Consider the following 21,333-nt stretch of genomic DNA (forward strand, 5'->3'; position numbering starts at 1 on the left):
GCATCGCGCCGCCACGAGCGTCGCCGATGCCTGTCATCCATCCCGAAAAAGCACCGCTCGGCACGGCACATAACCGCCCCCCGACGCCGCTGAAATCCATCAGCGCACGCACAGCGCGACGGTCATCGCCGACCGTTCTCAGGCTCAGCCGTGGAGCCTCACGTCAATTGGTTGCTCACTTGGAAACCACGATTCCCGACATTCTTCCGCAGGTCACCCCGGGAACGGATGAACTTGGGGCCAGTATACCAGCGCAGCTGCCCAGGTCTGCCTACGCCGGGGCGCTATTCAGGTAAACTAGTGAAGCCTTAGCCGATTTCAGGTGAACCGACACCCGATCAGGCGGGACTGACCGCCCGGGGAGTCGGCTTCCGGCTGGCTATCCACTGTTTATCCACAAAGTGGAGCGATCGACGGAGCGGACGTGCGCCTTTGCACCGCCGTCCACCGGATGGCCGATCTCATCCGCAACGCCGTTCCAGCGTGCAACCGCCGTCCCGGCCGTGCGAATCGAGTACAATATCCTTGTCCGCTCCCTTTTTTGGATTGAGAGAGCCCTTGATGAACGCCCCGATCCTGCCCGCGATCCAGTCCCCGGCCGACCTGCGCCAACTCAGCATCGAGCAGCTCGAAGCGCTCGCGGCCGAGGTGCGGCAGACGATCTACGACCAGGTCAGCAAGACCGGCGGGCACCTCGCTCCCAATCTGGGCGTCGTCGAACTCACCATCGCCCTGCACTACGTCTTTGACTTCGGCTCCGACCGGCTGCTCTTTGACGTCGGCCACCAGTGCTATCCGCACAAACTCCTCACCGGCCGCCTGCCCCTGCTGAGCAAGCTCCGCACGCGCGAAGGCATGGCCGGCTTCCCCGAGCCGCATGAGAGCGCCTACGACCTCTTCAGCGTCGGCCACGCCGGCACGGGAATCTCCACCGCCGTCGGTATGGCGCGCGGCGATCTGATCAACGGCGAATCCTTCGACCCCGAGACCAACCCCAAGGGCCGCCGCGTCGTCACCATCATCGGCGATGCATCCATCGTCAACGGCGTGGCGATGGAGGGCCTCAACAACGCCGGCACGCTCAAGCGCCAGTTCCTCGTCGTGCTCAACGACAACGGCATGAGCATCGCCAAGCCCCAGGGCGCCGTCGCCGCCTACCTCGACCGCGTCCGCACCAGCCGCACCTACCGGCAGATGAAGCGCGCCGCCAAGGACGTCGTTTCGCACCTGCCCGGCGGATCGATCATCGGCGAGATGTACCATCGCACCGGCGAGATGATGAAAGCCGCCATCGCCGAGGACGCGTGGTTCGAGAAGTTCGGCCTGCTCACCGTCGGCCCCGTGGACGGCCACGACCTGCGCTCGCTCATCGAGATGCTCATCGAGGTGCGCAACTTCGACCGCCCCATGGTGCTGCACGTGCACACCATCAAGGGCAAGGGATACGAACACTGCGAAGGCGATGCGACCACGTTCCATTCGCCCAAGCCGTTCGTGGTGCAGGGTTGCCGCGTCGAACTCAAGTCCAGCGGCCGCTCGTTCACGAGCGCCTTTGGCGATGCCATGGTCGATCTCATGGAGCGCGATGAGAAGGTAGTCTGCGCCACCGCGGCCATGCCCGACGGCACCGGCGTGGTCAAGGTGCTGCCCAAGTTCCCGACGCGCTCGTGGGACACGGGCATCTGCGAGAGCCACGCGATGGACATGATGGCCGGCCTGGCCAAGACCGGGCTCAAGCCCTTCTTCGCCGTCTACTCGACCTTCGTCCAGCGCGCCTTCGACCAGGTCTTCCAGGAAGTGGCGCTGCAGGGCCTGCCCGTGCGGCTGTGCCTCGATCGCGCCGGCTTGGTGGGCGGCGACGGCGCTGTACACCACGGCTTCTGCGACATCAGCATCCTCCGCGTCTTCCCGCAGGCCACTCTTCTCGCGGCCATCGACGAACCCAGCCTCCGCGCCGGCCTCGAGTTCATGCGCAACTACGACGCCGGGCTCAGCGTCATCCGCTACCCGCGCGACAGCGTGAGCGACCGCTTTGCAAGCGAAGACTGCCCGCCGTTTGTGCTCGGCAAGGCCCGCGCGCTCAAGATCGAAGAGAAGCCCGATGTGGCCCTCTTCGCCTACGGCGTGATGGCGATCAACGCCCTCGATGCCGCCGAGCAACTCAACGGCGACTACCGGGTCAACGTCTACGACGCGCGCTTCGCCAAGCCGGTCGATCTCGAACTGCTGCGCGACCTCATCGAGCGCGGCGTGCCGATTCTCACTATCGAAGATCACGGCCTCACGTGCGGCTTTGGCTCATGCGTCATCGACGCCTGTCACAACGCCGGCCTGCCTACGGCGGGCATCAAGTGCCTCGGCATTCCCGAGCGCTGGATCTACCAGGACAGCCGCGCCAAGCAGCTCGCCGAAGTCGGCCTCGACGCCGCATCCATCGCCCGCACCGTCCGCGAATGGCTCGACACGGCCCCGGCGATGCCGGAGGTGGTCAAGCGCGTGGGGCAGGTCGCGACCTGAGGCCGCGTGCGTTCACGTTCGATCGACTGAGTTCCCGCGTCCACTCGGATCGGAATTCGGCGTGGATCGAGTGGTATCACCGCGATACCATCGGACATGATCCAGCGCCGAACCTCGAAGAGCAACTCGCCGTCCTCCCGCGCCGGCAAGGCCGGGTCAAAGCCCGGCCGAAAGTCCGGCAAGCCGCGCGCGAAAAAGAGTGGCAAGGAATCGTCATCCCGCGCCGCAGCATCGACGAATCTGCTGCTGCGCGACATTGATCCGCAGGTGCTCGCGGTGCTCCGCCGCCGCGCCGCCGAGTCGGGCCGGTCGATCCAGCAGGAATTGCACCTCGCCCTGGCTCGCGGCACGCAACGCAATTACGATGAGGCCCGGGCGCTGGCCGCCGCGTGGCAGCAGCGCCTCGCCGGGCGCGACCTGCCCGACTCGACGGCGATGATCCGCGAGGATCGCCAAAGGTGAGCACGCTGGTGGTGGACGCGAGCGTCGCCGCGAAGTGGTTTCTGCCCGAAGCCGGCTCGCGCGAGGCCAGCGCGCTGCTGCACAGCGCGCATCGTCTCATCGCGCCGGATCTGCTGTGGATCGAAGTCGCGGCCGTCGCGTGGAAGGCGGCCCGCCGCGGCGGATTGTCCGCCGACGAGGCCCGGCAAATCGCCGCCGACTGCGCGACCTTTCCCGTGGAGATCTTCGAGTCGCTTCCCCTGCTGCCCCGCGCCGTCGCCATCGCCGCGGCTGCCGATCGCACGGTCTACGACTGCGTCTATGTGGCACTGGCCGAGCGCGAAAGGGCGCGGATGATTACTGCCGATGCGCGGTTGGTGAATGCACTCTCCGCCAAAGGGCTGGGTAAGTGGATTCGCCAACTGAACACGTGAAAACAGAGCGACTCGGATTGCGGATGCATCCCATGAATCGCTACATTGAGCGCGGCATATTGACGGCGGACTGGGGGGGCCGGACCACCGCCGCGCGACATGGAATTAGAGTAATCGGAGTCGGTCGTGCCAGGTGCGCGGCGCCGCGGGTGGGCGCCCAACCCGGTGGGATGCGCTTCCAGAGCGGCGCTTATCCCACCCTACGCGCTACACATGAAACATCCCTATCCCATCGTCCAGCTGCAAAGCGGACGAGTAGCTCGCCAATCGCCCAGATGAAGGCGTAGATCAGCGTGTTCGTGATCAAACCCGTCCAGATGGGTCGAATGGGGAGAGTGCCGACCATTTGAAATTCACTCCTTTGGAACGCCATCGGATCACGGCGCTTGGGAATCTCGATCGCATCAAATAATGCGCGGGCTTTCCACTCACCCTCACCGAGGAGAGACAGGCGACTGCTCAGGCAGCGGAACGGAAAACCATGGGCACTCGAAATAAAGTGCGCAGGACGATCATCACTGGCGTCGAGTTCCTCGTAGTCGCGCTCAAGCCAGCGGGGCGCAATGTCAGTAAAACCAGCAGTGATCGGGCCGAGGATGTGTGTGAAATAAAGTGAATTGCGTCTTTCGCCGGCAACACCACCCATGTTTATGGTGCTACTCATCATCAGCGTGTCTTCAACGCGTGCAACTTCATCCCCCCTCATATGCCAGACAACAAATCGATCTGACCCAGCATTACTGAACTGCAAAACGCAGCGCTCGGCGGCATCGACGTCGATCGCCCGTCCGACTTGGGGCTGATTCGAAAACACTTCGCAAGTCCACGCGGCACCCCACGCCAGCCCGATGGTGACGACGATGCCCGCTCCGATGGCTCGATGGGCACCAAAGAGCATCCTCCGCCGATCGACGATCGCGCAATACGCAGGCGGTATTGCCCTCACTGCACCGCATTCCGGGCATCTTTCGCTCGTGATCTGCTGCAGGCTGTACCCACACATCCGGCACGCACCGCGCCTCTCGCGCAGGGCCGTTCGCAAGCGGCGCGGCAAGCGAAACAACGAGAGGATGACCCACAACAGGATCAGGTAGATGTTCGCATAGAACAACAAGTTGAAGATGAAACCACGCATGACGGGTTTAGTCGGCAGCGCGCGGTAGCCAAAATAATCGGAGCGGAGCATTCCGCGGCCGCGCGGGGAGATATCGATCCCATCCGACTTCCAGTCGTTCAGATCGCCGAGCCGATCAAAGGTGACGTGCATGGCCGGCAGCGGCCAGCCGGCGATCTCCTCCATCTGCGCAGGCCAGTAGATATATCTCTGCATTTGAGAATCCCTGCAGCGCTTGATGATCGCAGCCGGCACTGTCGCGGGCGAAAGCTCGAAGGGTGCCATCCAATCGTCGGCCAAGCTGAAATCGCGCCGATCAGCGTCAGGCTGGAACATGATTGCGGCGATGAGGCGCTTTATACCCGGCTGCGAATTCGGGAAGCCCATCCACACGGTCGAAACAGATTGTGTTCGATATGTACGCGCCCCATGCCCCGAGCTGTCAGGATAGGTCCAAGTGCCATTCAGTCCGTCGTAGGGTGATAGCCAATAGACACATGCCCACGAAACGCAGACGGTGGTGATGCAGCCGAGGAAGAGGCAGGTGGAAATTGTGATTAGGAATCGCCTCATGATGAAAACAAGATTGGCATCGATATGGAAGGGCGGCGGCGAAGAACTGAGGCAAAGGCATGGCGCAGACTCTCGATTGGTCGACCAGAAGCAGTGCGCCGTCGATCGAGCACGTTGGCGGTGAAGAAGTACGTTTCGCCGGCAAAGCGCCGGCGGCGGTATCGCGATATACTGGATCATAGTCGACGCGACGGCCGTGCGAGGTTCGCGAGCGCAACATGGTGGGATGCGTTCCAGAGCGGCGCTTATCCCACCCTACCCGCCCTCGCTACCTGCTAGATGCATCCCATCCACCGCGCCGCACCTCGTTGCAATCACCGCTATCCTCTGACTCGCCCGCCACGCCGTGACCTGGACAGGCTTCGACGGCGAGGCGCGGCCGCTACCTTGGGAGGAGAGACCCATGCCCACCAAAGCCTTCGCCGCACAATCAGAGTCTGCACCCCTCGGCCCGTTCAGCGTTCAGCGCCGCGAGCCGCGACCCGTGGACGTTGAGATCGACATCCTCTACTGCGGCGTGTGCCACAGCGACATCCACTTCGCCCGCAATGAGTGGGGGATGACCAACTACCCCATCGTGCCCGGCCACGAGATCCTCGGCCGCGTCACGCGCGTCGGCAGCGAGGTCACGAAGTTCAGGCCCGGCGACCTCGCGGCCGTCGGCTGCCTTGTCGATTCGTGCCGCACGTGTTCGAGCTGCAAGCAGGGATTGGAACAGTTCTGCCTCAACGTGCCCGTCTTCACCTACAACGGCGACGACAAGATTTCGGGCGGCATGACGTGGGGCGGCTATTCCGAGAAGATCGTCGTCGACGAGGCGTTCACGCTAAAGGTGCCCGGCAACCTCGACCCCGCCGCCGCAGCGCCGCTGCTCTGTGCCGGCATCACCACCTATTCGCCGATGCGCAAGTGGGGCGCCGGCCCCGGCAAGAAGATCGGCGTGGTCGGCCTCGGCGGGCTCGGGCACATGGGCGTCAAGTTCGCCCACGCCTTCGGCGCGCACACCGTCCTCTTCACCACCTCCGAAAGCAAGATCGCCGATGGCAAGCGCCTCGGCGCCGATGAAGTCGTCATTTCGAAGAACGCGCAGGCGATGGAAGCACACGCCGGCAGCTTCGACATGATCCTCGACACCGTCTCGGCCGACCACGATCTCAACGCCTACCTCGCGCTGCTCAAACTCGACGGCACGCTCGTCACCGTCGGCGCCCCGCCCGCGCCGCAGGGCGTGAGCATCTTCAGCCTCCTCATGCCGCGCCGCCACCTCTCCGGCTCGCTCATCGGCGGCCTGCCCGAAACGCAGGAGATGCTCGACTTCTGCGGCAAGCACAACATCGTCTGCGACATCGAACTCATCCGCATGCAGCAGATCAACGAAGCCTACGAACGCATGCTCCGCAGCGATGTCAAATACCGCTTCGTCATCGACATGGCCTCGCTAAAGGGCTGAACGGCCCCGCCACCCGCCTGCTGACACCGGTCTAGAGTGTTGGAACATCCCCGGCCTGTGGGACGAACCGGCGGGCGGCGATCGGCCCGGCCGTACGGGCCTGGCTGTAAAGGAGCGCGTAGTGACACGACGGCCTCACGAACTCTCGCGCGGCTTGGCGCCCGCGGCACTCATCATCACCCTTCTCTCCGCCCTTCTTGCCCCGGCTGCGTTCGCCCAGAGCGAGCCGCCGCCGGAGATCGACTTCCGCCAGGTCGTCCAGCGCGCCAAGGACCAGGTCTTCCCCGCCGTCGTCTTCATCAAGTGCCTGCGCGAGTCGCTCGAAGAGGGCAAGAAGGTGACGCAGGAAGTCTCGGGCAGCGGCGTGCTCGTCTCGCCCGACGGTGAAGTGCTCACCAACTGGCACGTCATCGACAAAGCCAGCGAGGTCCGCTGTCTGCTCTACGACGGGACACATTACAGCGCCGAGATCCTCGGCTCGGATAAGGACATCGACCTCGCGCTCATCCGCCTCAAGCGCGAGCCCGGCGCCGAGAGCCTGCCGCACGCGACGCTGGCCGACTCGAGCGTGCTCACCGAGGGTGATTTCGTCATGGCGATGGGTGCGCCGTGGGGCATGAGCCGATCCGTCACCATCGGCATCATCTCGTCCGTGCGCCGCTACCTGCCCGACAACAGCGAGTACAGCCTCTGGCTGCAGACCGACGCGGCCATCAGCCCCGGCAACTCCGGCGGCCCGCTCGTCAACACCGACGGCCAGGTCGTCGGCATCAACACGCGCGGCGTCATGGCCGGCGGCGACATGGGATTCTCCGTGCCCTCCAATACCATCGGCGTCCTGCTGCCGCGCCTGCGCGAGCGCGGCCAGGTGCAGTGGTCGTGGACGGGCCTGCAACTCCAGCCGCTGCAGGACTTCGATCGCAACATGTACTTCGAGGGCGATCGCGGCGTGATCGTCGCCGGCACCGATCCCGAAAGCCCCGCCCGCCGCGCCGGCATCGAGCCGCGCGACCGCATCGTCGAGATCAACGGCCAGCACGTCACCGCCGTCACCGCCGAAGACCTGCCGCGCATCCGCCTCATCCTCGGCCTGCTGCCTGAAGATCAGCCCGCGACGATCGTCGTCGAGCGCGCCGGGGAGCGCAAGAGCCTGGAACTGACGCCGCGCGACAAGGGCCGCGTCGAAGGCGAAGAACTCGACTGCCCGCGCTGGGACATGAGCGTCAAGGCCATCAACCAGTTCGACAACCCCGATCTCTTCTTCCACCGCAACGAGGGCGTGTTCATCCTTGCCACGCGCTATCCCGGCAACGCGCAGTCCGCCGGCCTGCGCTCGCAGGACATCCTGCTCGAAGTGGATGGCCAGAAGGTGACCACGCTCGACGACGTGCGCGCCATCCACGCCGCATCGCTGGAGGCTTTGCCGGGTAAGCGCCGCCTCACCGTGACGGTTCTGCGCAACGGGCAGACGAGGCTGGTGGTGCTCGACATCGCTCGAGACTACGAACGCAGATGACTTGAACCGCGCGCGGCGCCATAGCGGCGCGCGCGACCGACCGTTTACTCACTCGGAGGCTGCGAAACATGCGCTCACTACACCTCATTCTCATCGTGCTCGTGTCGATGACCGCCCCGGCGCTGAGCCGCGCCGCGTGCAGCGCTGCGAGCGAAGATCCGGCCGAGATCGCCCAGCGCCTGCAGGGATCGCTCGTTCGCGTCGAATACACGCTGCGCTACGACAAAGGGCAGGCGCCCGCGGGCGGCGTGACCGAGCGCTGCCCCAGCTGCGGCGCTTACCACAGCCAGACCGGCGACGATGCCGTCACCCAGGAGCGCCCGCTCGAGGCCGCCGGCTATCTCATCGCCTCGGATCGCGTGCTCACCGGCGATCTCTTCATGCACCCGCGCTTCATCGAGAAGACGCAGGTCGTGCTTGGCGGCGAGTCAGTGGGGGCCCAGCCCGTGGCCTACGCGCGCACGGAGCACGCGATGATCCTCCAACTCGATCGCCCGCTCAAGGCAGGCAAACCCCTGCAGTTCATCTCGGCCGGCGATGAAAAGGGCCTGAGCGTGGTGAACTACTCGCTGCTCAACGGTGCGTGGACGACCACCATCAACGGCCTCTCGCTGGGCTCGGTCAACGTCACGGAAGATGGCGTGGCCTTTCGACCCATGAGCGAGCCGGGGCTGATCGTCACCGAGCAGGGTGCGCCCGTAGCCATGAGCCTCAGCGGCGAATTGCCCGCGGGCGAAGCGTGGCAGCAGTCGCCTGAGAAGTGGGAGTGGATCGACGCGGCGCAATACGACATGCTCCTCGCCCAGGCGCAGCGCGCTGCCGACGGCGGCGTCCTGCGGGCCCGGCTTGATCTGCGCAGCCCGCGCGCCGACGAATCAGAATCGCCCTGGGACTACTACGGCTACGGCGACTCGGAAAGCAGCGACGCCACCGAGATCGAAACCCTCTGCGTCCTGCTCGACGCCAACACCGCCGTCATCCTCTCCTCGCTCAAGGCTGATGTCACCGCGCGTCTCGAGCACATCACCATCTTCCCCGTCGGCAGCGACGACGGCGTCAGCGCCACCTTCCGCGCCAGCCTGCGCGACTACGGCGCCCTGGTCGCCACGCTTGACGAGCCGATGCCCGCCGCGCCCGAGTGGGCCGATGCCGACATCCGCTCGTATCGCAATCAGCTGCTCATCGGCGCCAAGGTCTTCCTGCAGGGCGCCGATCGCATCGCGTATTACAGCCACGAACGCATCGAGCGATTCGACGTGGGCTGGCGCCGCCAGCTGTACCCGGTGGTGCCGGGCGACGATGAGGGCCGGTTTATCTTCGACGCCTCGGGCCGGCTCGTCGCGCTGCCCATCATCAAGCGCGACCGCCCCGGCGCCGAGGAGCGCTGGAGCGATCCTTCGCCGATTCTCACCGCCGCGAGCCAGCTGAGCGAAGCGCTGAAAGACATCGACGCCAACGCCGATCCGAACAACACCCCGCTCAGCGAGGAAGAGGAAAATCGCATCGCCTGGCTCGGCGTGATCATGCAGAGCCTCGACAGCGAACTGGCCCGGCAACTGGGCGTGTCGGAAGTGAGCCACGACGGGGCCGTGGGCGGGCTGGTGACGTTTGTCTATCCCGACTCGCCTGCTGCGCTGGCCGGCATCGAGACGAGCGACGTGCTGCTGCGGATTTCCGCCGACAGCCTGCCCGCGCCGCTGGATGTCGAAGTCTCCGAGGAAGATGAGTTTGGTTCGGCGTTCCCGTGGCAGCAGCTTGACGAAGTGCCCGAAGAGTACTTCGAGATGATCCCCACGCCGTGGCCCAAGGTGAACAACGCATTCAACAAGAAGCTGACCGCGGTCGGCTTTGGCACGCCGATCCGCCTCGAATACGCGCGCGACGGGCAGGTGAATACGGCGGAGATGAGCGTCACGCAGTCGCCGCTCTACTACGCCGCGGCGCCGCAGTACAAGTCCGATCCGCTGGGCCTGACGGTCCGCACGATGACTTTCGACGTGCGCAAGTATTTCCAGAAGGCCGATGGCGAGCCGGGCGTGATCGTCGCGCGCGTCGAGCCGGGCGGCAAGGCGTCGGTGGGCGGCGTCAAGCCGTATGAAATCATCACCGCCGTCAACGACGTGCCGGTGCATTCGCGCGAAGAGTTCCGCCAGGCCATCGCCGGCCAGAGCGAGCTGCGGCTGTCGATGCTCCGCATGACGCGCTCGCGGCTGGTCAAGATCACGCTCGACGAGCCGATCGTCGATGACGACGCCGAGGCGATGGAGGGCGAGACAATGGAGGACGCCGCCGACGAAATGGGTGGCTGAGGCATAAACTCGGGACGTCGCGGGGCGTGCTTTCGGCGGCGTAACCGTCCAGCACAAAGACGCGAGAGCGCTACTGCTCCTCCGACTCCGTGAGGCTTCGCCCGATGATCTGCGTGCCGCATTCCGGGCAGTTGAGCCCGCGCAGGCCGCGCAGTTCATACGCGCACTCCGGGCAGTAGCGCCGATTGCTCGGAATGGCCAGATTGGCGATCCACGCGCCGCCGAAGAAGAGGTACAGGCCGACGACGAATGTGAAAAGCAGACTCGGCGCGCCGATGAGTACGTACTCGATCGAGTCCGGCAAGGCAAGAATCTGCATAACCGCTTCGGCCAGTCGGCCCGTACTGGAAATGACCAGCCACACGCCCAGCCACTTCAACGCAAGCCGGAAGAGCGTCTTGTATTTCACGGATTCTCCTTTGGCTCGCCGCTGAGCGTCTTTAAGATCGCGTCCTCTCCATCCGCTTCGTGTCTTCGCGCCTTTGTGACTTCGTGCTGAAAGCGTTGGACGCACGAAAGCGCGGAAGCGCTGCGGTCAAAGGCTCAGCCCGGCGGCCGATCGCCCAGCCGCAGCCGATACACCAGCGTCTCCCTCGGCCAGAGGCGGATGCGCTCATGTCTGGTGTTGTAATCAAACACCGGCTGCTCCATGAGCAGCAGTTGGCCATCGCGCCAGCCGACGCTGCGCAGCGGGTAATTCACCGCGATCGACTTCACGCGCGTGCCGGCGCCATCGAAAAACAGCACACGATCCTTGCTGCCGCAGATGAAGTGCGTCCCATCCCACGCCAGGCCCGTGAGCCAGCGTTCGGGCGTCTGAATGGTCCGCGTGATGTCGCCCGTCGCCGGGTCGAGGCAGTGCAGGAGCCCGTTCATGCCTTCGAGCACCCACAGGTTGCCGTCGATGAACTCCACGCCCTTGGCGCCGTAACTCTGGTTCGCCTTGTTCGCCTCGGTGATAATCGAGCGAATCGTCTCGCCGCTGGCGGGGTCGATGACGTAGATCGGGTGCCCCGCAGTCCAGCCGCTGGTCATGGCGTAGAGATGCTCACCGTCGGTGCAGATGTCCAGCACCGAACCATCCAGCGGCAGCGTGCGCTTCACGTGGCCCTGCAGATCGCACTCATGGAGCGAGCCCATCTGCGCGATCCACATCGAATCGCCGATAAAGGCAACTCCCGCCGGCACCTCTTCGCCGGGCGCTTCGAACATCTCGATCGTCACGCCGGCGTCGTCCGTGATGCGCGCGGGCCGCGGCTCGGGCTCATCCCACTCCTGGCCCGCCTTGTAGAGGTCGTAGCGGCGCAGCGCATCGAGCAGCTTGGGCTTGAATTCATCCGGCAGGCAGTAACCCGAGAAGCGGTGCACCTTCTCCTTGTTCTGCCCGATCGTGATGAGCGATGGGTAAGCGCTCACGTTGAAGTACTCGCAGATCTCGGGCGTCTCGTCGCGGTTGATCGTCACCCAGTGAAACCGTTCGCTCAACTCGATGACCGACGCATCGGTGAACGTGTCCGCCTCGAGTTTGTGGCACCACGCGCAGGTGTTGAAGGTGAAGAACGCGATGACGGGCTTGCCATCCTGCTCCGACAGCTCTCTCGCTTCATCCAGACTCGCGCACCAGCGAATCCCCTCAGCGCCCGGCGCCTCCTGAGCCGGTGAAGGCAACGCGCAACACAACACGAGCAGAACGGTCTGGATGGTCACGACCAATCGCGTTCGGGTGATCATGGTTCGCTCCCGAGGCTGAGTTATCGAGTTGACGGATCGTAGTCGGCCGCGACTCCGCCCGGACGGCTGAATTGGTGCCCCAGCCGGCTGACTGCCCGCCGCGCCTCCCCGCTGAAACCGTGCATCCATCTTCCAGAACGCGAACCGCATCGCAATAGTCGGACACAAAGCGAAACGGATCGCCGACAGGCCCGATCAGCCGCTGCTGGTGCCGGCATCGCGACTCGAATTAACCAGGTCGGGAGGCAAGATTCCTGATGACAGGCGCCTTGGTGCCCCATCAGCTCATGGCCTCGAACCACGAGGAAGCGATGGCCGCACTTGTTTGCGCCTTCAACACGATCATCGACGCCCGCAATCTATGGGTCCGACTTACGCTCAGGATGCCTCTGGCCGGTGCAGCTCCGATGCCTCACCGGCGGCGCGGGTGAGTGCGGGTGAGGTCTGCTTGAGATTGTCGGCAATGGCGACAAGTTCACGCAACGTGTCGCCGCGCGACAGGTTCGGGTCGTCGGGCAGGTCCACGAGCCTGGCCGCCTGGCCTCCGATCACGAATGCAATCCCCATCGCGCCGAGCTGCGCCGCCAGGTTCTTCACACCCCGATTCGTCTCGCGCAGATCGCGCACCGAACTGATGCTCATCCATATGAGGCGCGGTTGTTGTTCCTGCGCCGCCCTCAGGAATGACTCGAACGGCGTGTCGGGTCCGAGATTGACCGCCTGCCAGCCCAAATCAGCGAGTGCCGCGGCCGCGAGGATGGACGGCATCAGGTAAGGATCGCCGGGTGGCGCGCCGCCGATTGCCACCGCACTCGATTCGTCGCGCTCGGCAAACTGGCGCAACTGCTGCACCGCCTGAATGCAGATGTCCGTGGCTCGATGTTCGATGTACACGCCCGCCGCGTCATGTCGCCACAGCGCGCCGAGTCGTTCCATCGCCTCTCGTACCGGGCCATCGGCGATCTCCACCACGCTTTGCCCGGACAGATACCACGTCAGGATTAATCCACGAGCCTCCCGAGCCCGGCCCTCCTGGAGCAATTCGAAAAGCGCCTGGCCATCCGACTCGGCTGAGACCGCACGCTGGGCGCCCTCGCTCAGGTCGGTCAGCCCCAGGATCTCGGGGTGAAGCAGCGGAGCCCGGATAGACCGGACGAATCGGATCGCCTCGCCCATGGCAATTCGACGATGACCCCCCGCGGTCCGGGAAACCTCGATCTTGCCGTCGTCAGCCCAGCGCTTGAGCGACGATTCGCTCACTCCAATGGCTTGGGCCAGTTCCCTTGGTGAAATCAGCGGTCGCATGGGCGGCTCCTTGAACGTTTCGCAAGAATAGAACGAATTTTCGTTCACTTCAACCTTGACAGCCGCAGAATCTTGGCTATGATGAACGGAATGGACGATTTGGACGATAAATCGGTCATCCACAGAGATCTGCAAACGTTTGATTCGCCAACCGGACCCGGCAGGCACAATGCCCGCCCAACACCAAGGAGCATCACCATGAAGTTCATCGCCGCCTTTTCAACCCTCTCTCTGACCACGGCACTGGTCGCACCGTCCCTGGCTCAAACCCCATGTTCGACCACGGCGTCCCATGCCGCTCAGAGCAACATTGTCGAGACCGCCATCGCGGCCGGCGACTTCAACACACTGGTCACGGCCGTCAAGGCCGCGGGCCTCGTCGAAACACTCAGCGGCCAGGGGCCGTTCACCGTCTTCGCCCCAACTGATGCCGCCTTTGCGAAACTGCCCAAGGGCACTCTGGAAGCACTTCTTGAGGACACGAACAAACTCGCCTCGATCCTGACCTATCACGTCGTGCCCGGGCAAGTCATGGCCGCCGACGTCGTGAATCTTAAAAGTGCAAAGACCATCCACGGGCAGTTCATCAAGATCGACACGACCGGCGGCGTCATGGTTGACAATGCAAACGTCATCAAGACCGACATTCACACGAGTAACGGCGTCATCCACGTGATCGACACCGTCATCATGCCCGACAACGACATTCTCGAAGTCGCCCGATCCGCCGGTTCATTCAACACGCTGCTCAAGGCGATCGAGGCGGCCGGTCTGGCCGACACGTTGCGCGGCGAGGGACCCTTTACCGTCTTTGCGCCCAGCGACGACGCCTTTGCCAAACTTCCGAAAGAAACGCTCGAAGCGCTTCTGAAGGACAAGGAGAAACTCGCGGCGATTCTCACCTACCACGTCGTGCCCCGCAAGGTGCTCGCCAAGGACATTGTCAAACTCGAAACCGCCGAGACCGTGCAAGGTCAGAACGTGCGCATCAAGGCCGGCAAGACCGTCATGATCGACAATGCACGAGTCGTCAAGACTGACGTGGCCGCCAGCAACGGCGTAATCCACGTCATCGACACGGTCATTCTCCCCAGGTAATTCTGCAACACACCAACACCGGTGATCTTTCATCCACCGGTAACTTGAGAAAGGAAAAGATAATGAAACTCCTGGATGTCACCGCAGCCGTGCTGCTCGTCGTCGGCGGGCTGAACTGGGGCCTCGTGGGCGCTGCAGACTTCAACCTTGTCGCCATGCTCTTCGGAGAAGGCTCGATGCTCGCCCGCCTGGTCTACCTGCTGGTCGGAATCTCAGCGATCTACCAGGCCGCATCGGTCAAGGCCATCCAGGCCCGCTGGCACGTCCAGCCAGCCACGGCCTGATCGAGTCGCGCGGGGGGGGGGGGAGGGGGCGCACAGCCCCAACGGTGTGCCGGGTCGGAAACGACCCGCGCACCATTTCAAAGCGATCACAATCAACTGGAACATGTCGTCAATTGCGCATTGAAGGAAAATCAAAATGAAGCTCACCTTCCTGCTCTCACTGCTCCTGGCCTTCGCTTTCCTTGGTCTGATGTTGGTCATCGTCCCCGCGTGCAGCCTGCGCCAACCCCAGCCTCAGGCACAACCCGCCGTGCTTGGCGAAGCGCCCCAGAGCTCACCCGACCAGTGGACCGTTCGGCGCGTCGGCGGGGATCTGGAGGCGAGCGTCAGTTTCGACAATGGCCAGTACACGTGGGAGCAATGCAGGATCACTACGCCCTTGCCGGTGGGCTACCCCGCTCCGACGCCGCCGGACGCGATAGACCTCAAGCGTTACCCACTGGTCCGCCGAGCCGGAATCACCGGCAACATGAGCCCCGACTGGGGAATGAACTTTGCCTTCTTCCCGCTGTTCAATCACATCAAGCGCCGTGAGATCGCCATGACCTCCCCCGTTGAGATGGACTACCACGGTCTGGACTATCAGGACGGCGACCGGCCCGATTCGTGGACGATGTCCTTCCTATACCGCTCAGCGGGCCTGGCGCCCGACGGCGTCGATCCGCAGGATGATCGCGTGCTCATCGAGGATGTCGCACCAGTGACCGTCATCGCGCTGGGTATGCGCGGAGACTACAAGATGCACCGCATCAACGACGGACTCGCGCAATTGCACCAATGGCTCGACAGTCAAACCGAGTGGTCCGTCGCCGGACCGCCGCGCGCCCTGTTCTACAACGGACCCGAAGCGCGCGGTGATCGCAAGTGGTTGGAAGTGCAGATCCCCGTCCGCCCTCAGTGACCCGACCCGACCCCGGACTGGCTCCCCTCGAAACACCACGAGCCCGAACACACGTTCATCCTCTGGTACCGCCATGATGTACTTCAAGGCCGGGAATTCGATCCCGAGGGAACCTATGTCCGCCGATGGGCTCTGGAACTGGCGCTCCTTCCGACCAATTGGATTCATCCCCATGGAACGCTCCTCGTGGGATGAGCGCATTTTCACCACCGTTTAATATGAGCGAAAAGCGGCGCTGCAATCATTGCGCATGCCCCTCGTGTTCCAGCGCATCAAAACCGATGGCATTGCGCAGATTTCCTATCTCATCGGCGACGATGATGCGCAGACCGCCGCCGTGATCGACCCGCAGCCCGACGCGCAGGTGTACATCGACCTGGCTCGCCGCTTTGGCGTCGGCATCACCCACATCTTCGAAACCCACATCCACGCCGACTTCATGTCCGGCGCCCGCTCGCTGGCCCAGCGCCTCGGCAGGGCCAAACTCTGCGCCAGCGTCGAAGGCGGCGCGAAGTATGGCTTTGACGTGCGCAGCGTGCGCGATGGTGACGCGTTCGAATTCGGCGCCGTGTGCCTCACCGCGCTGCACACGCCCGGCCACACGCCCGAGCACATGGCGTATCTTGTCGCCTCCAAGGACCGACCGCACGATCCGTGGGCCGTGTTCACCGGCGATTCGCTCTTCGTCGGCTCCGCCGGCCGGCCCGATCTCATGGGCGGGCAGCAAACCGACCAACTCGCCGGCCAGCTCTTGCACACCCTGCGCGACATCTATCTCGAAATGGATGACGGCGTGATCATCCTGCCCTGCCACGGCGCCGGTTCGGCGTGCGGGGCCGACATCGGCGACCGCCCCATGAGCACCATCGGCTACGAGCGGCGCAGCAACGAATTCCTGCAGTACGAAAACGAGGAGGAGTTCACGCAGTTCGTCAAGCAGAGCGCCCCGCCCGAGCCGCACCACTATCGCCGGCTCAAGAAGCTGAATTCCAAGGGCCCGCCGATCCTCGAGCGCCCGCCCGCCATTGCCGCGCTGCCGCCCGAGCAGTTCAAAGAGGAGATCGAGCGCGGCGAGGCGCAACTCGTGGACACGCGCCAGATGCTCGCGTTCGGCGGCGGGCACATCGACGGCGCGCTCAACATCGGCAGCCGGCCGGAACTGTCCGTCTGGGCCGGCCAGATGCTCGACGCCGACAAGCCCATCCTCCTCGTCGTCGAACACGAAGACGATCTCGACGCCATCCTCTGGCGCTTTGTGCACACCGGCTTCACGCGCTTTGCCGGCTCGCTGGCCAGCGGCATGAAGGCGTGGGAGAACGCCGGCTACCCGCTGCGCGCCCTGCCTCAGGTGCGCGTGCACCAGTTGCATGAGCAGCTCGATGAAACGCAGGTGCTCGACGCTCGCGCGCCCGACGAGTGGGAGCAGGGGCACATCCCCGGCGCCGTGCACCACTACGCCGCCGACCTGCGCGACGACGGCGAACTGAGCGATGTGGATCGCGACGAACCCCTGACCGTCTACTGCGACAGCGGCTACCGCGCCAGCATCGCCGCCAGCCTGCTCCAGGCGCGCGGCTTCGCCGATGTGCGCAACGTGCCCGGCAGCTGGCAGGCGTGGCGCAACGCGGGATTCGAGGTGGCCAAGTGAAGCGCGCCGGGCCGCTGCTCATCGCGCTCAGCGCCGTCGGCCTCACCGCCGCGCCGGCGGCCGCCGCCGTCGTGCACGATCTGCCGCGCGACTATCCATATCCCACCGGCGCGTGGTCACCTTACCTGGCCGGCGCGCTCATCGGCGTGCTCGCGCTGCTGGGTCTGGCGCTCGCAAACCGGCCCATCGGCGCTTCGAGCGCGTATGCCGATGCGCCCGGCCTGCTCAGCCGCGCCGTTGCGCCCCGCTGGACGCTGAGCCTGCCGTATTACAAAGATGAACCGCCGAAAGTCAGCTGGACGCTCGTGCTGGTGATCGCGACGGTGCTCGGTGCTCTTCTGGCCGCGTGGACAGGCGGCGAACTCAACGGCAGATACCTGCAGGATCTCTGGATCGCCCGCTTCGGCCAGGAAAGCCACGCGTGGCGCACCATCGCCGCATTCGCCGGCGGCATCATCATGGCCTACGGGGCTCGCCTCGCCGGCGGATGCACCAGCGGCCATGGCATCAGCGGCACGCTCCAACTCGCCGTCAGTTCGTGGGTCGCGCTCATCTGCTTTTTCATCGGCGGCGCGATCACCGCCATGCTCATCTACCGCCTGTGACCGGGATTTGAATCGTGAAACAGCCCGAGCAATCCTCGACCACCGCGCCCGAGCAAAGCGCCGATGTATCGCGATCACCGCGAGACGGCGCCGCCGCGCCGTGGATCGACCCGCCGCGCACGCTGCTGCTCGCGGCGCTCGCCGGGCTGGCGTTCGGCTTCCTGCTTCAGAAAGGCGGCGTGGCGAAGTTCGACATCCTCATCGGCGCGCTGCTGCTTGAGGACTTTACCGTTGTGAAGGTCATGGCGTCGGCCATCGTCGTCGGCATGATCGGTGTACTGCTGCTGAGGCGCTTCGGCCGCATCAACCTGCACATTAAGCCGACCGTGCTCGGCCGCAACATCGCCGGCGGGCTGCTCTTTGGCGTGGGCTTCGGCACGCTGGCCTATTGCCCCGGCACCGACGCCGCCGCCGTCGGCCAGGGTAACCTCGACGCCATCACCGGCATCGCCGGCATGCTCTGCGGCTCCTACCTCTACGCCCTCACCTCGCATACCGCGCCGCTGGCCGTCTTCGATCGCGGCCGCCTCGGCGAGATTCGCCTGACCGATGTGACGCGCTGGCCCGAATGGCTCGCCACGGCCGCCTGCGCCGCGCTCCTCGTCGCCGCCCTCATCGTCGTCGAGATTCTCGACTGACAACCCAAAAACACCGCAACCCCCTGCAAATGCAAGGGGCTGCGAAAGTGGGCGTAACTGGACTTGAACCAGTGACCTCCTGCGTGTCGAGCAGGCGCTCTAGCCAACTGAGCTATACGCCCGGCCAGACAAGAGTATTGGCCCGCAGCCCGCCACGGTCAACCGGCCGCAATTGACCATCGCCCCAACTTAATCTTTGCAAAGGGGTCGATTCCCTGCCCAATTTCGGGCTAGCTTCCGGTACACTGGGGGAAAGACAGCCACGACCCTCAAGCCGGGGAGCACATCATGAAGGCACAAACGACCGTGGGGCGGTTCGTAACGGCGATCATTGCGCTCGGTTTCCTCGCTGTGCTTTCAGCCAACGGCGCCGATGGTCATGGCGCCGCACAAACCGCCAGCCTCAACCTTCGCGGCGTCTACTTCGTGCCCAACCACGGCCAGTGGAGTGACAGCGATGTTCTCTACGGTCTGCGCAGCAGAGGCCTGGATGTCGCCTTCCGCGAATCAGCGCTCACAATGCACCTCGCGCGGCAAGTAGGCGAATCTGCGCCCACAAGCCGGGGCAAAGGCTCCGCGCCGCCCCGGATCGACGACGTGAGAGGCGACAGCTCCACCTCTGACGCGCACGAAATCCGGGGCGACGAAGACTCTGCCCCGGCGTGGGAACAGCTCACCCTCACCATCACCTTCCCCGGCTCGAACAACGTGCAGCCCATCGGCGCGCAGCCGCAGAGTGCAAAGTTCAACTACTTCGTCGGCGGGCAAGGTCGCAACACGGCCGCCAACGTGCCATCCTTTGGCGCCGTCATCTACGAAAACCTCTACGACGGCGTTGACCTCCACGTGATGGGCAGCGACGACGGCGTGCTCAAGTACGAGTTCCACTGTGCCCCCGGCGCTGACTACGGACAAATTCGCATCCACTACGACGGCATCGAGTCGCTGTGCATCGATGACTCAGGCAACCTGGTCATCGAAACCGACATGGGAACCCTTCGTGATGATGCGCCGATCGTCTGGCAGAGCTCCGCGGGCGCTCGCACCGAGCTCCCCGCGCACTTCGCGTTGCTCGACAATCACTCCTATCACATCGCCGTCGGCGGCAGAGTCGACCCGCACCGGCCGCTCATCATCGATCCGCAGATCGAATGGTCAATCTACCTGGGCGGCGTCGGCACCGATTACTCGCAAGGCCTCGCGGTCGATGCGCAGGGCAACGCCTACCAGACTGGATGGACGAACTCGACTGACTTCGAAGGAGCCGACAATACGTACCTCGGCGGCAACTGGGATACCTACATCACCAAGGTGAATTCAGGCGGCGATCTGGAGTGGATGACGTACATCGGTGGAACCGGAGCCGAGTTCGGCTACGGCATCGCGACCGATCCGACCGGCAACATCCTCGCCGTCGGCGTCACCAATTCGACCGACTTCGCCGGCCGCATCAACGAGCCGTTCGGTTTCTACGACGCGTTCGTCTTCAAAGTGAGTCCAGACGGCGTGCTTCAGTGGATGCGGTACCTCGGCGGGGCGGGCGATGAGCAGGCCGACGGCGTCGCCGTCGACGCGCTCGGCAACGTCCTCATCACCGGCGAGACCAATTCGACTGCGTTCGATGGCCGCGATAACTCGTTCCATGGCGGCGAGTCCGATGCCTTCCTCGTCGAGGTCGCGCCGCTGGGATCGCTCACGCGCATGCTCTACTTCGGCGGAAGCGATCGCGACGGCGGCCTCGGCGTGGCCCTGGATCACGACGATCATCTGCTGCTCACGGGGCTGACCGCATCGAGCGACTTCCCAGGCCGCAACAACACCAGTCACCCGGGGCTCGACGTCTATGTCATCCGCGCCAGCCGCACCGGCCAGACCGAGTGGATGACGTACCTCGGCGGTACGAACAACGACACCGGCTACGCGCTCGTCGCCGGCGAAGACGGCTCGCTCTTCGTCTCGGCGATGACCGAGTCCGATGACTTCGAAGGCGCCAGCAATCCCTACTATGGCGGCGAACGCGATGCGCTCACCATCAAACTCAGCCCGCAGGGCGCTTTCCGGTGGGCCCTGCATGTCGGCGGAACCGGACGCGAGCGCGGCCGCGGCATCGTGCTTGATCGCGAAGGCGGCATCTACATGACCGGCGGCACCACCTCGCTCGACTACTCCGGCGCCATCAACGCCCACCACGGCGGCGAGTACGACGCGTGGATCACCCGCGTCACCCCCCAGGGAACGCTCGACTGGATGATGTACGTCGGCGGAAGCGGCGACGACTGGGGACGCGGCCTCGTCCTCTTCGACTCCACGCACCTCGTACTCGGCGGCATCACCACGTCGCCCGATCTCGAGGCGCGAAAGAACGCGTTCCACGGCGAACTCGTGCGCGACTCGTTCGTCGCCGCCATTCGACTCGAGCGCCACCCGATTCTGACCGTCGATGCGACCTGCCCGTCGGGTGGCCCGATTCACATCTCCTGGATCGACGCCACGCCCGGTCAGCAGGTCGCGCTCATCTTCGCCGCCGAAACCGGCGCCTTCCGCGTGCCGCAGGGCAATCCGTGCGCCGGAACCGAACTCGGCCTCGGCGCCAGTCGCATTCGACTCGCCTGGCGCGGCGGCGCCGGACCCGATGGTTCGCGCACACTCGACGCCAATACCGGTCCCGAAGCGTGCGGCGGCTATCTCCAGTTGCTCGATCTGGACAGCTGCGCCACGAGCAACGTCGCCCAACTGAACTGACACCCACATGCGGCGCCACACCGCAGA

At 64.6% G+C, this 21,333-nt stretch carries 18 protein-coding genes and 1 tRNA gene; 14 read left to right on the forward strand and 5 right to left on the reverse strand.

What is annotated here, in order from left to right:
• Positions 1-561: 561 nt before the first annotated feature.
• From IT430_11685 to IT430_11695, 3 genes are all read left to right on the forward strand, one after another.
• Positions 562-2,517 (forward strand): 1-deoxy-D-xylulose-5-phosphate synthase, encoded by a 1,956-nt coding sequence (locus tag IT430_11685; GenBank protein ID MCC6908597.1) that lies wholly within the window; start codon positions 562-564, stop codon positions 2,515-2,517.
• Between the two features lie 96 nt (positions 2,518-2,613).
• Positions 2,614-2,979: a hypothetical protein gene (locus IT430_11690; GenBank protein ID MCC6908598.1), complete on the forward strand. Its 366-nt coding sequence runs from the start codon at positions 2,614-2,616 to the stop codon at positions 2,977-2,979.
• Positions 2,976-3,392 (forward strand): type II toxin-antitoxin system VapC family toxin, encoded by a 417-nt coding sequence (locus tag IT430_11695; protein ID MCC6908599.1) that lies wholly within the window; start codon positions 2,976-2,978, stop codon positions 3,390-3,392. Before IT430_11690 ends, IT430_11695 begins: the two co-directional genes overlap by 4 nt.
• A gap of 190 nt (positions 3,393-3,582) precedes the next feature.
• Here the strand turns inward: IT430_11695 and IT430_11700 are convergent, their stop codons facing one another.
• Complete coding sequence (locus IT430_11700; GenBank protein MCC6908600.1) at positions 3,583-4,893, reverse strand: hypothetical protein; 1,311 nt, start codon at positions 4,891-4,893, stop codon at positions 3,583-3,585.
• A 589-nt stretch (positions 4,894-5,482) separates the two neighbouring features.
• On the opposite strand from IT430_11700, the gene IT430_11705 reads away from it, so the two are divergent.
• The 3 genes from IT430_11705 to IT430_11715 all read left to right on the forward strand — a co-directional run bounded on the left by IT430_11705 (position 5,483) and on the right by IT430_11715 (position 10,354).
• Positions 5,483-6,529 carry an NAD(P)-dependent alcohol dehydrogenase gene (locus IT430_11705; GenBank protein MCC6908601.1) on the forward strand — a complete coding sequence of 349 codons (1,047 nt, stop codon included), beginning with the start codon at positions 5,483-5,485 and terminating at the stop codon, positions 6,527-6,529.
• A gap of 121 nt (positions 6,530-6,650) precedes the next feature.
• Complete coding sequence (locus IT430_11710; GenBank protein ID MCC6908602.1) at positions 6,651-8,045, forward strand: trypsin-like peptidase domain-containing protein; 1,395 nt, start codon at positions 6,651-6,653, stop codon at positions 8,043-8,045.
• Between the two features lie 68 nt (positions 8,046-8,113).
• The gene (locus IT430_11715) at positions 8,114-10,354 is read left to right on the forward strand and encodes a PDZ domain-containing protein (protein ID MCC6908603.1); all 2,241 of its coding nucleotides are present in this window, start codon (positions 8,114-8,116) and stop codon (positions 10,352-10,354) included.
• A gap of 70 nt (positions 10,355-10,424) precedes the next feature.
• Here the strand turns inward: IT430_11715 and IT430_11720 are convergent, their stop codons facing one another.
• The 3 genes from IT430_11720 to IT430_11730 all read right to left on the reverse strand — a co-directional run bounded on the left by IT430_11720 (position 10,425) and on the right by IT430_11730 (position 13,558).
• On the reverse strand, positions 10,425-10,763 hold the full coding sequence (locus tag IT430_11720; GenBank protein MCC6908604.1) for a hypothetical protein: 339 nt from the start codon (positions 10,761-10,763) through the stop codon (positions 10,425-10,427).
• 134 nt (positions 10,764-10,897) lie between these two features.
• Positions 10,898-12,085, reverse strand: coding sequence for a DUF255 domain-containing protein (locus tag IT430_11725; GenBank protein ID MCC6908605.1), 1,188 nt, complete (start codon positions 12,083-12,085; stop codon positions 10,898-10,900).
• A 378-nt stretch (positions 12,086-12,463) separates the two neighbouring features.
• A complete protein-coding gene (locus tag IT430_11730) occupies positions 12,464-13,558 on the reverse strand; it encodes a hypothetical protein (GenBank protein ID MCC6908606.1) in 1,095 nt (364 codons plus the stop codon).
• 30 nt (positions 13,559-13,588) lie between these two features.
• Here IT430_11730 and IT430_11735 point away from each other — a divergent pair, with 30 nt between their 5' ends.
• From IT430_11735 to IT430_11765, 7 genes are all read left to right on the forward strand, one after another.
• On the forward strand, positions 13,589-14,488 hold the full coding sequence (locus IT430_11735) for a fasciclin domain-containing protein (GenBank protein MCC6908607.1): 900 nt from the start codon (positions 13,589-13,591) through the stop codon (positions 14,486-14,488).
• Positions 14,489-14,550: 62 nt separating this feature from the next.
• The gene (locus IT430_11740) at positions 14,551-14,772 is read left to right on the forward strand and encodes a DUF378 domain-containing protein (GenBank protein MCC6908608.1); all 222 of its coding nucleotides are present in this window, start codon (positions 14,551-14,553) and stop codon (positions 14,770-14,772) included.
• A 136-nt stretch (positions 14,773-14,908) separates the two neighbouring features.
• Entirely contained in the window at positions 14,909-15,673 is a 765-nt protein-coding gene (locus IT430_11745) for a heme-binding protein (protein MCC6908609.1), read from the forward strand.
• A gap of 57 nt (positions 15,674-15,730) precedes the next feature.
• Positions 15,731-15,868 carry a hypothetical protein gene (locus IT430_11750; GenBank protein ID MCC6908610.1) on the forward strand — a complete coding sequence of 46 codons (138 nt, stop codon included), beginning with the start codon at positions 15,731-15,733 and terminating at the stop codon, positions 15,866-15,868.
• A 55-nt stretch (positions 15,869-15,923) separates the two neighbouring features.
• Positions 15,924-17,321 carry an MBL fold metallo-hydrolase gene (locus tag IT430_11755; protein ID MCC6908611.1) on the forward strand — a complete coding sequence of 466 codons (1,398 nt, stop codon included), beginning with the start codon at positions 15,924-15,926 and terminating at the stop codon, positions 17,319-17,321.
• On the forward strand, positions 17,318-17,926 hold the full coding sequence (locus IT430_11760; GenBank protein ID MCC6908612.1) for a YeeE/YedE family protein: 609 nt from the start codon (positions 17,318-17,320) through the stop codon (positions 17,924-17,926). The genes IT430_11755 and IT430_11760 overlap by 4 nt, the downstream gene beginning before the upstream one ends.
• 14 nt (positions 17,927-17,940) lie before the next feature.
• The gene (locus tag IT430_11765; GenBank protein MCC6908613.1) at positions 17,941-18,564 is read left to right on the forward strand and encodes a YeeE/YedE family protein; all 624 of its coding nucleotides are present in this window, start codon (positions 17,941-17,943) and stop codon (positions 18,562-18,564) included.
• A gap of 48 nt (positions 18,565-18,612) precedes the next feature.
• Here IT430_11765 and IT430_11770 read toward each other — a convergent pair.
• Positions 18,613-18,686 (reverse strand) — tRNA-Val (locus IT430_11770).
• Between the two features lie 166 nt (positions 18,687-18,852).
• Between IT430_11770 and IT430_11775 the strand changes: the two genes are divergently transcribed.
• Positions 18,853-21,306: an SBBP repeat-containing protein gene (locus IT430_11775; protein MCC6908614.1), complete on the forward strand. Its 2,454-nt coding sequence runs from the start codon at positions 18,853-18,855 to the stop codon at positions 21,304-21,306.
• Positions 21,307-21,333: the final 27 nt, after the last annotated feature.

The organism is Phycisphaerales bacterium, from assembly GCA_020852515.1.
In the GTDB taxonomy this organism is placed as follows: domain Bacteria; phylum Planctomycetota; class Phycisphaerae; order Phycisphaerales; family UBA5793; genus UBA5793.

Excerpts from the sequence above, each read along its gene's own strand:
- IT430_11725 (MCC6908605.1), bottom strand. The coding sequence starts at position 12,085 with ATGATCACCCGAACGCGATTGGTCGTGACCATCCAGACCGTTCTGCTC.
- IT430_11715 (MCC6908603.1), top strand. The coding sequence starts at position 8,114 with ATGCGCTCACTACACCTCATTCTCATCGTGCTCGTGTCGATGACCGCC.
- IT430_11745 (MCC6908609.1), top strand. The coding sequence starts at position 14,909 with ATGAAGCTCACCTTCCTGCTCTCACTGCTCCTGGCCTTCGCTTTCCTT.
- IT430_11775 (MCC6908614.1), top strand. The coding sequence starts at position 18,853 with ATGAAGGCACAAACGACCGTGGGGCGGTTCGTAACGGCGATCATTGCG.
- IT430_11690 (MCC6908598.1), top strand. The coding sequence starts at position 2,614 with ATGATCCAGCGCCGAACCTCGAAGAGCAACTCGCCGTCCTCCCGCGCC.
- IT430_11740 (MCC6908608.1), top strand. The coding sequence starts at position 14,551 with ATGAAACTCCTGGATGTCACCGCAGCCGTGCTGCTCGTCGTCGGCGGG.
- IT430_11705 (MCC6908601.1), top strand. The coding sequence starts at position 5,483 with ATGCCCACCAAAGCCTTCGCCGCACAATCAGAGTCTGCACCCCTCGGC.
- IT430_11755 (MCC6908611.1), top strand. The coding sequence starts at position 15,924 with ATGCCCCTCGTGTTCCAGCGCATCAAAACCGATGGCATTGCGCAGATT.
- IT430_11700 (MCC6908600.1), bottom strand. The coding sequence starts at position 4,893 with ATGGGCTTCCCGAATTCGCAGCCGGGTATAAAGCGCCTCATCGCCGCA.
- IT430_11735 (MCC6908607.1), top strand. The coding sequence starts at position 13,589 with ATGAAGTTCATCGCCGCCTTTTCAACCCTCTCTCTGACCACGGCACTG.
- IT430_11685 (MCC6908597.1), top strand. The coding sequence starts at position 562 with ATGAACGCCCCGATCCTGCCCGCGATCCAGTCCCCGGCCGACCTGCGC.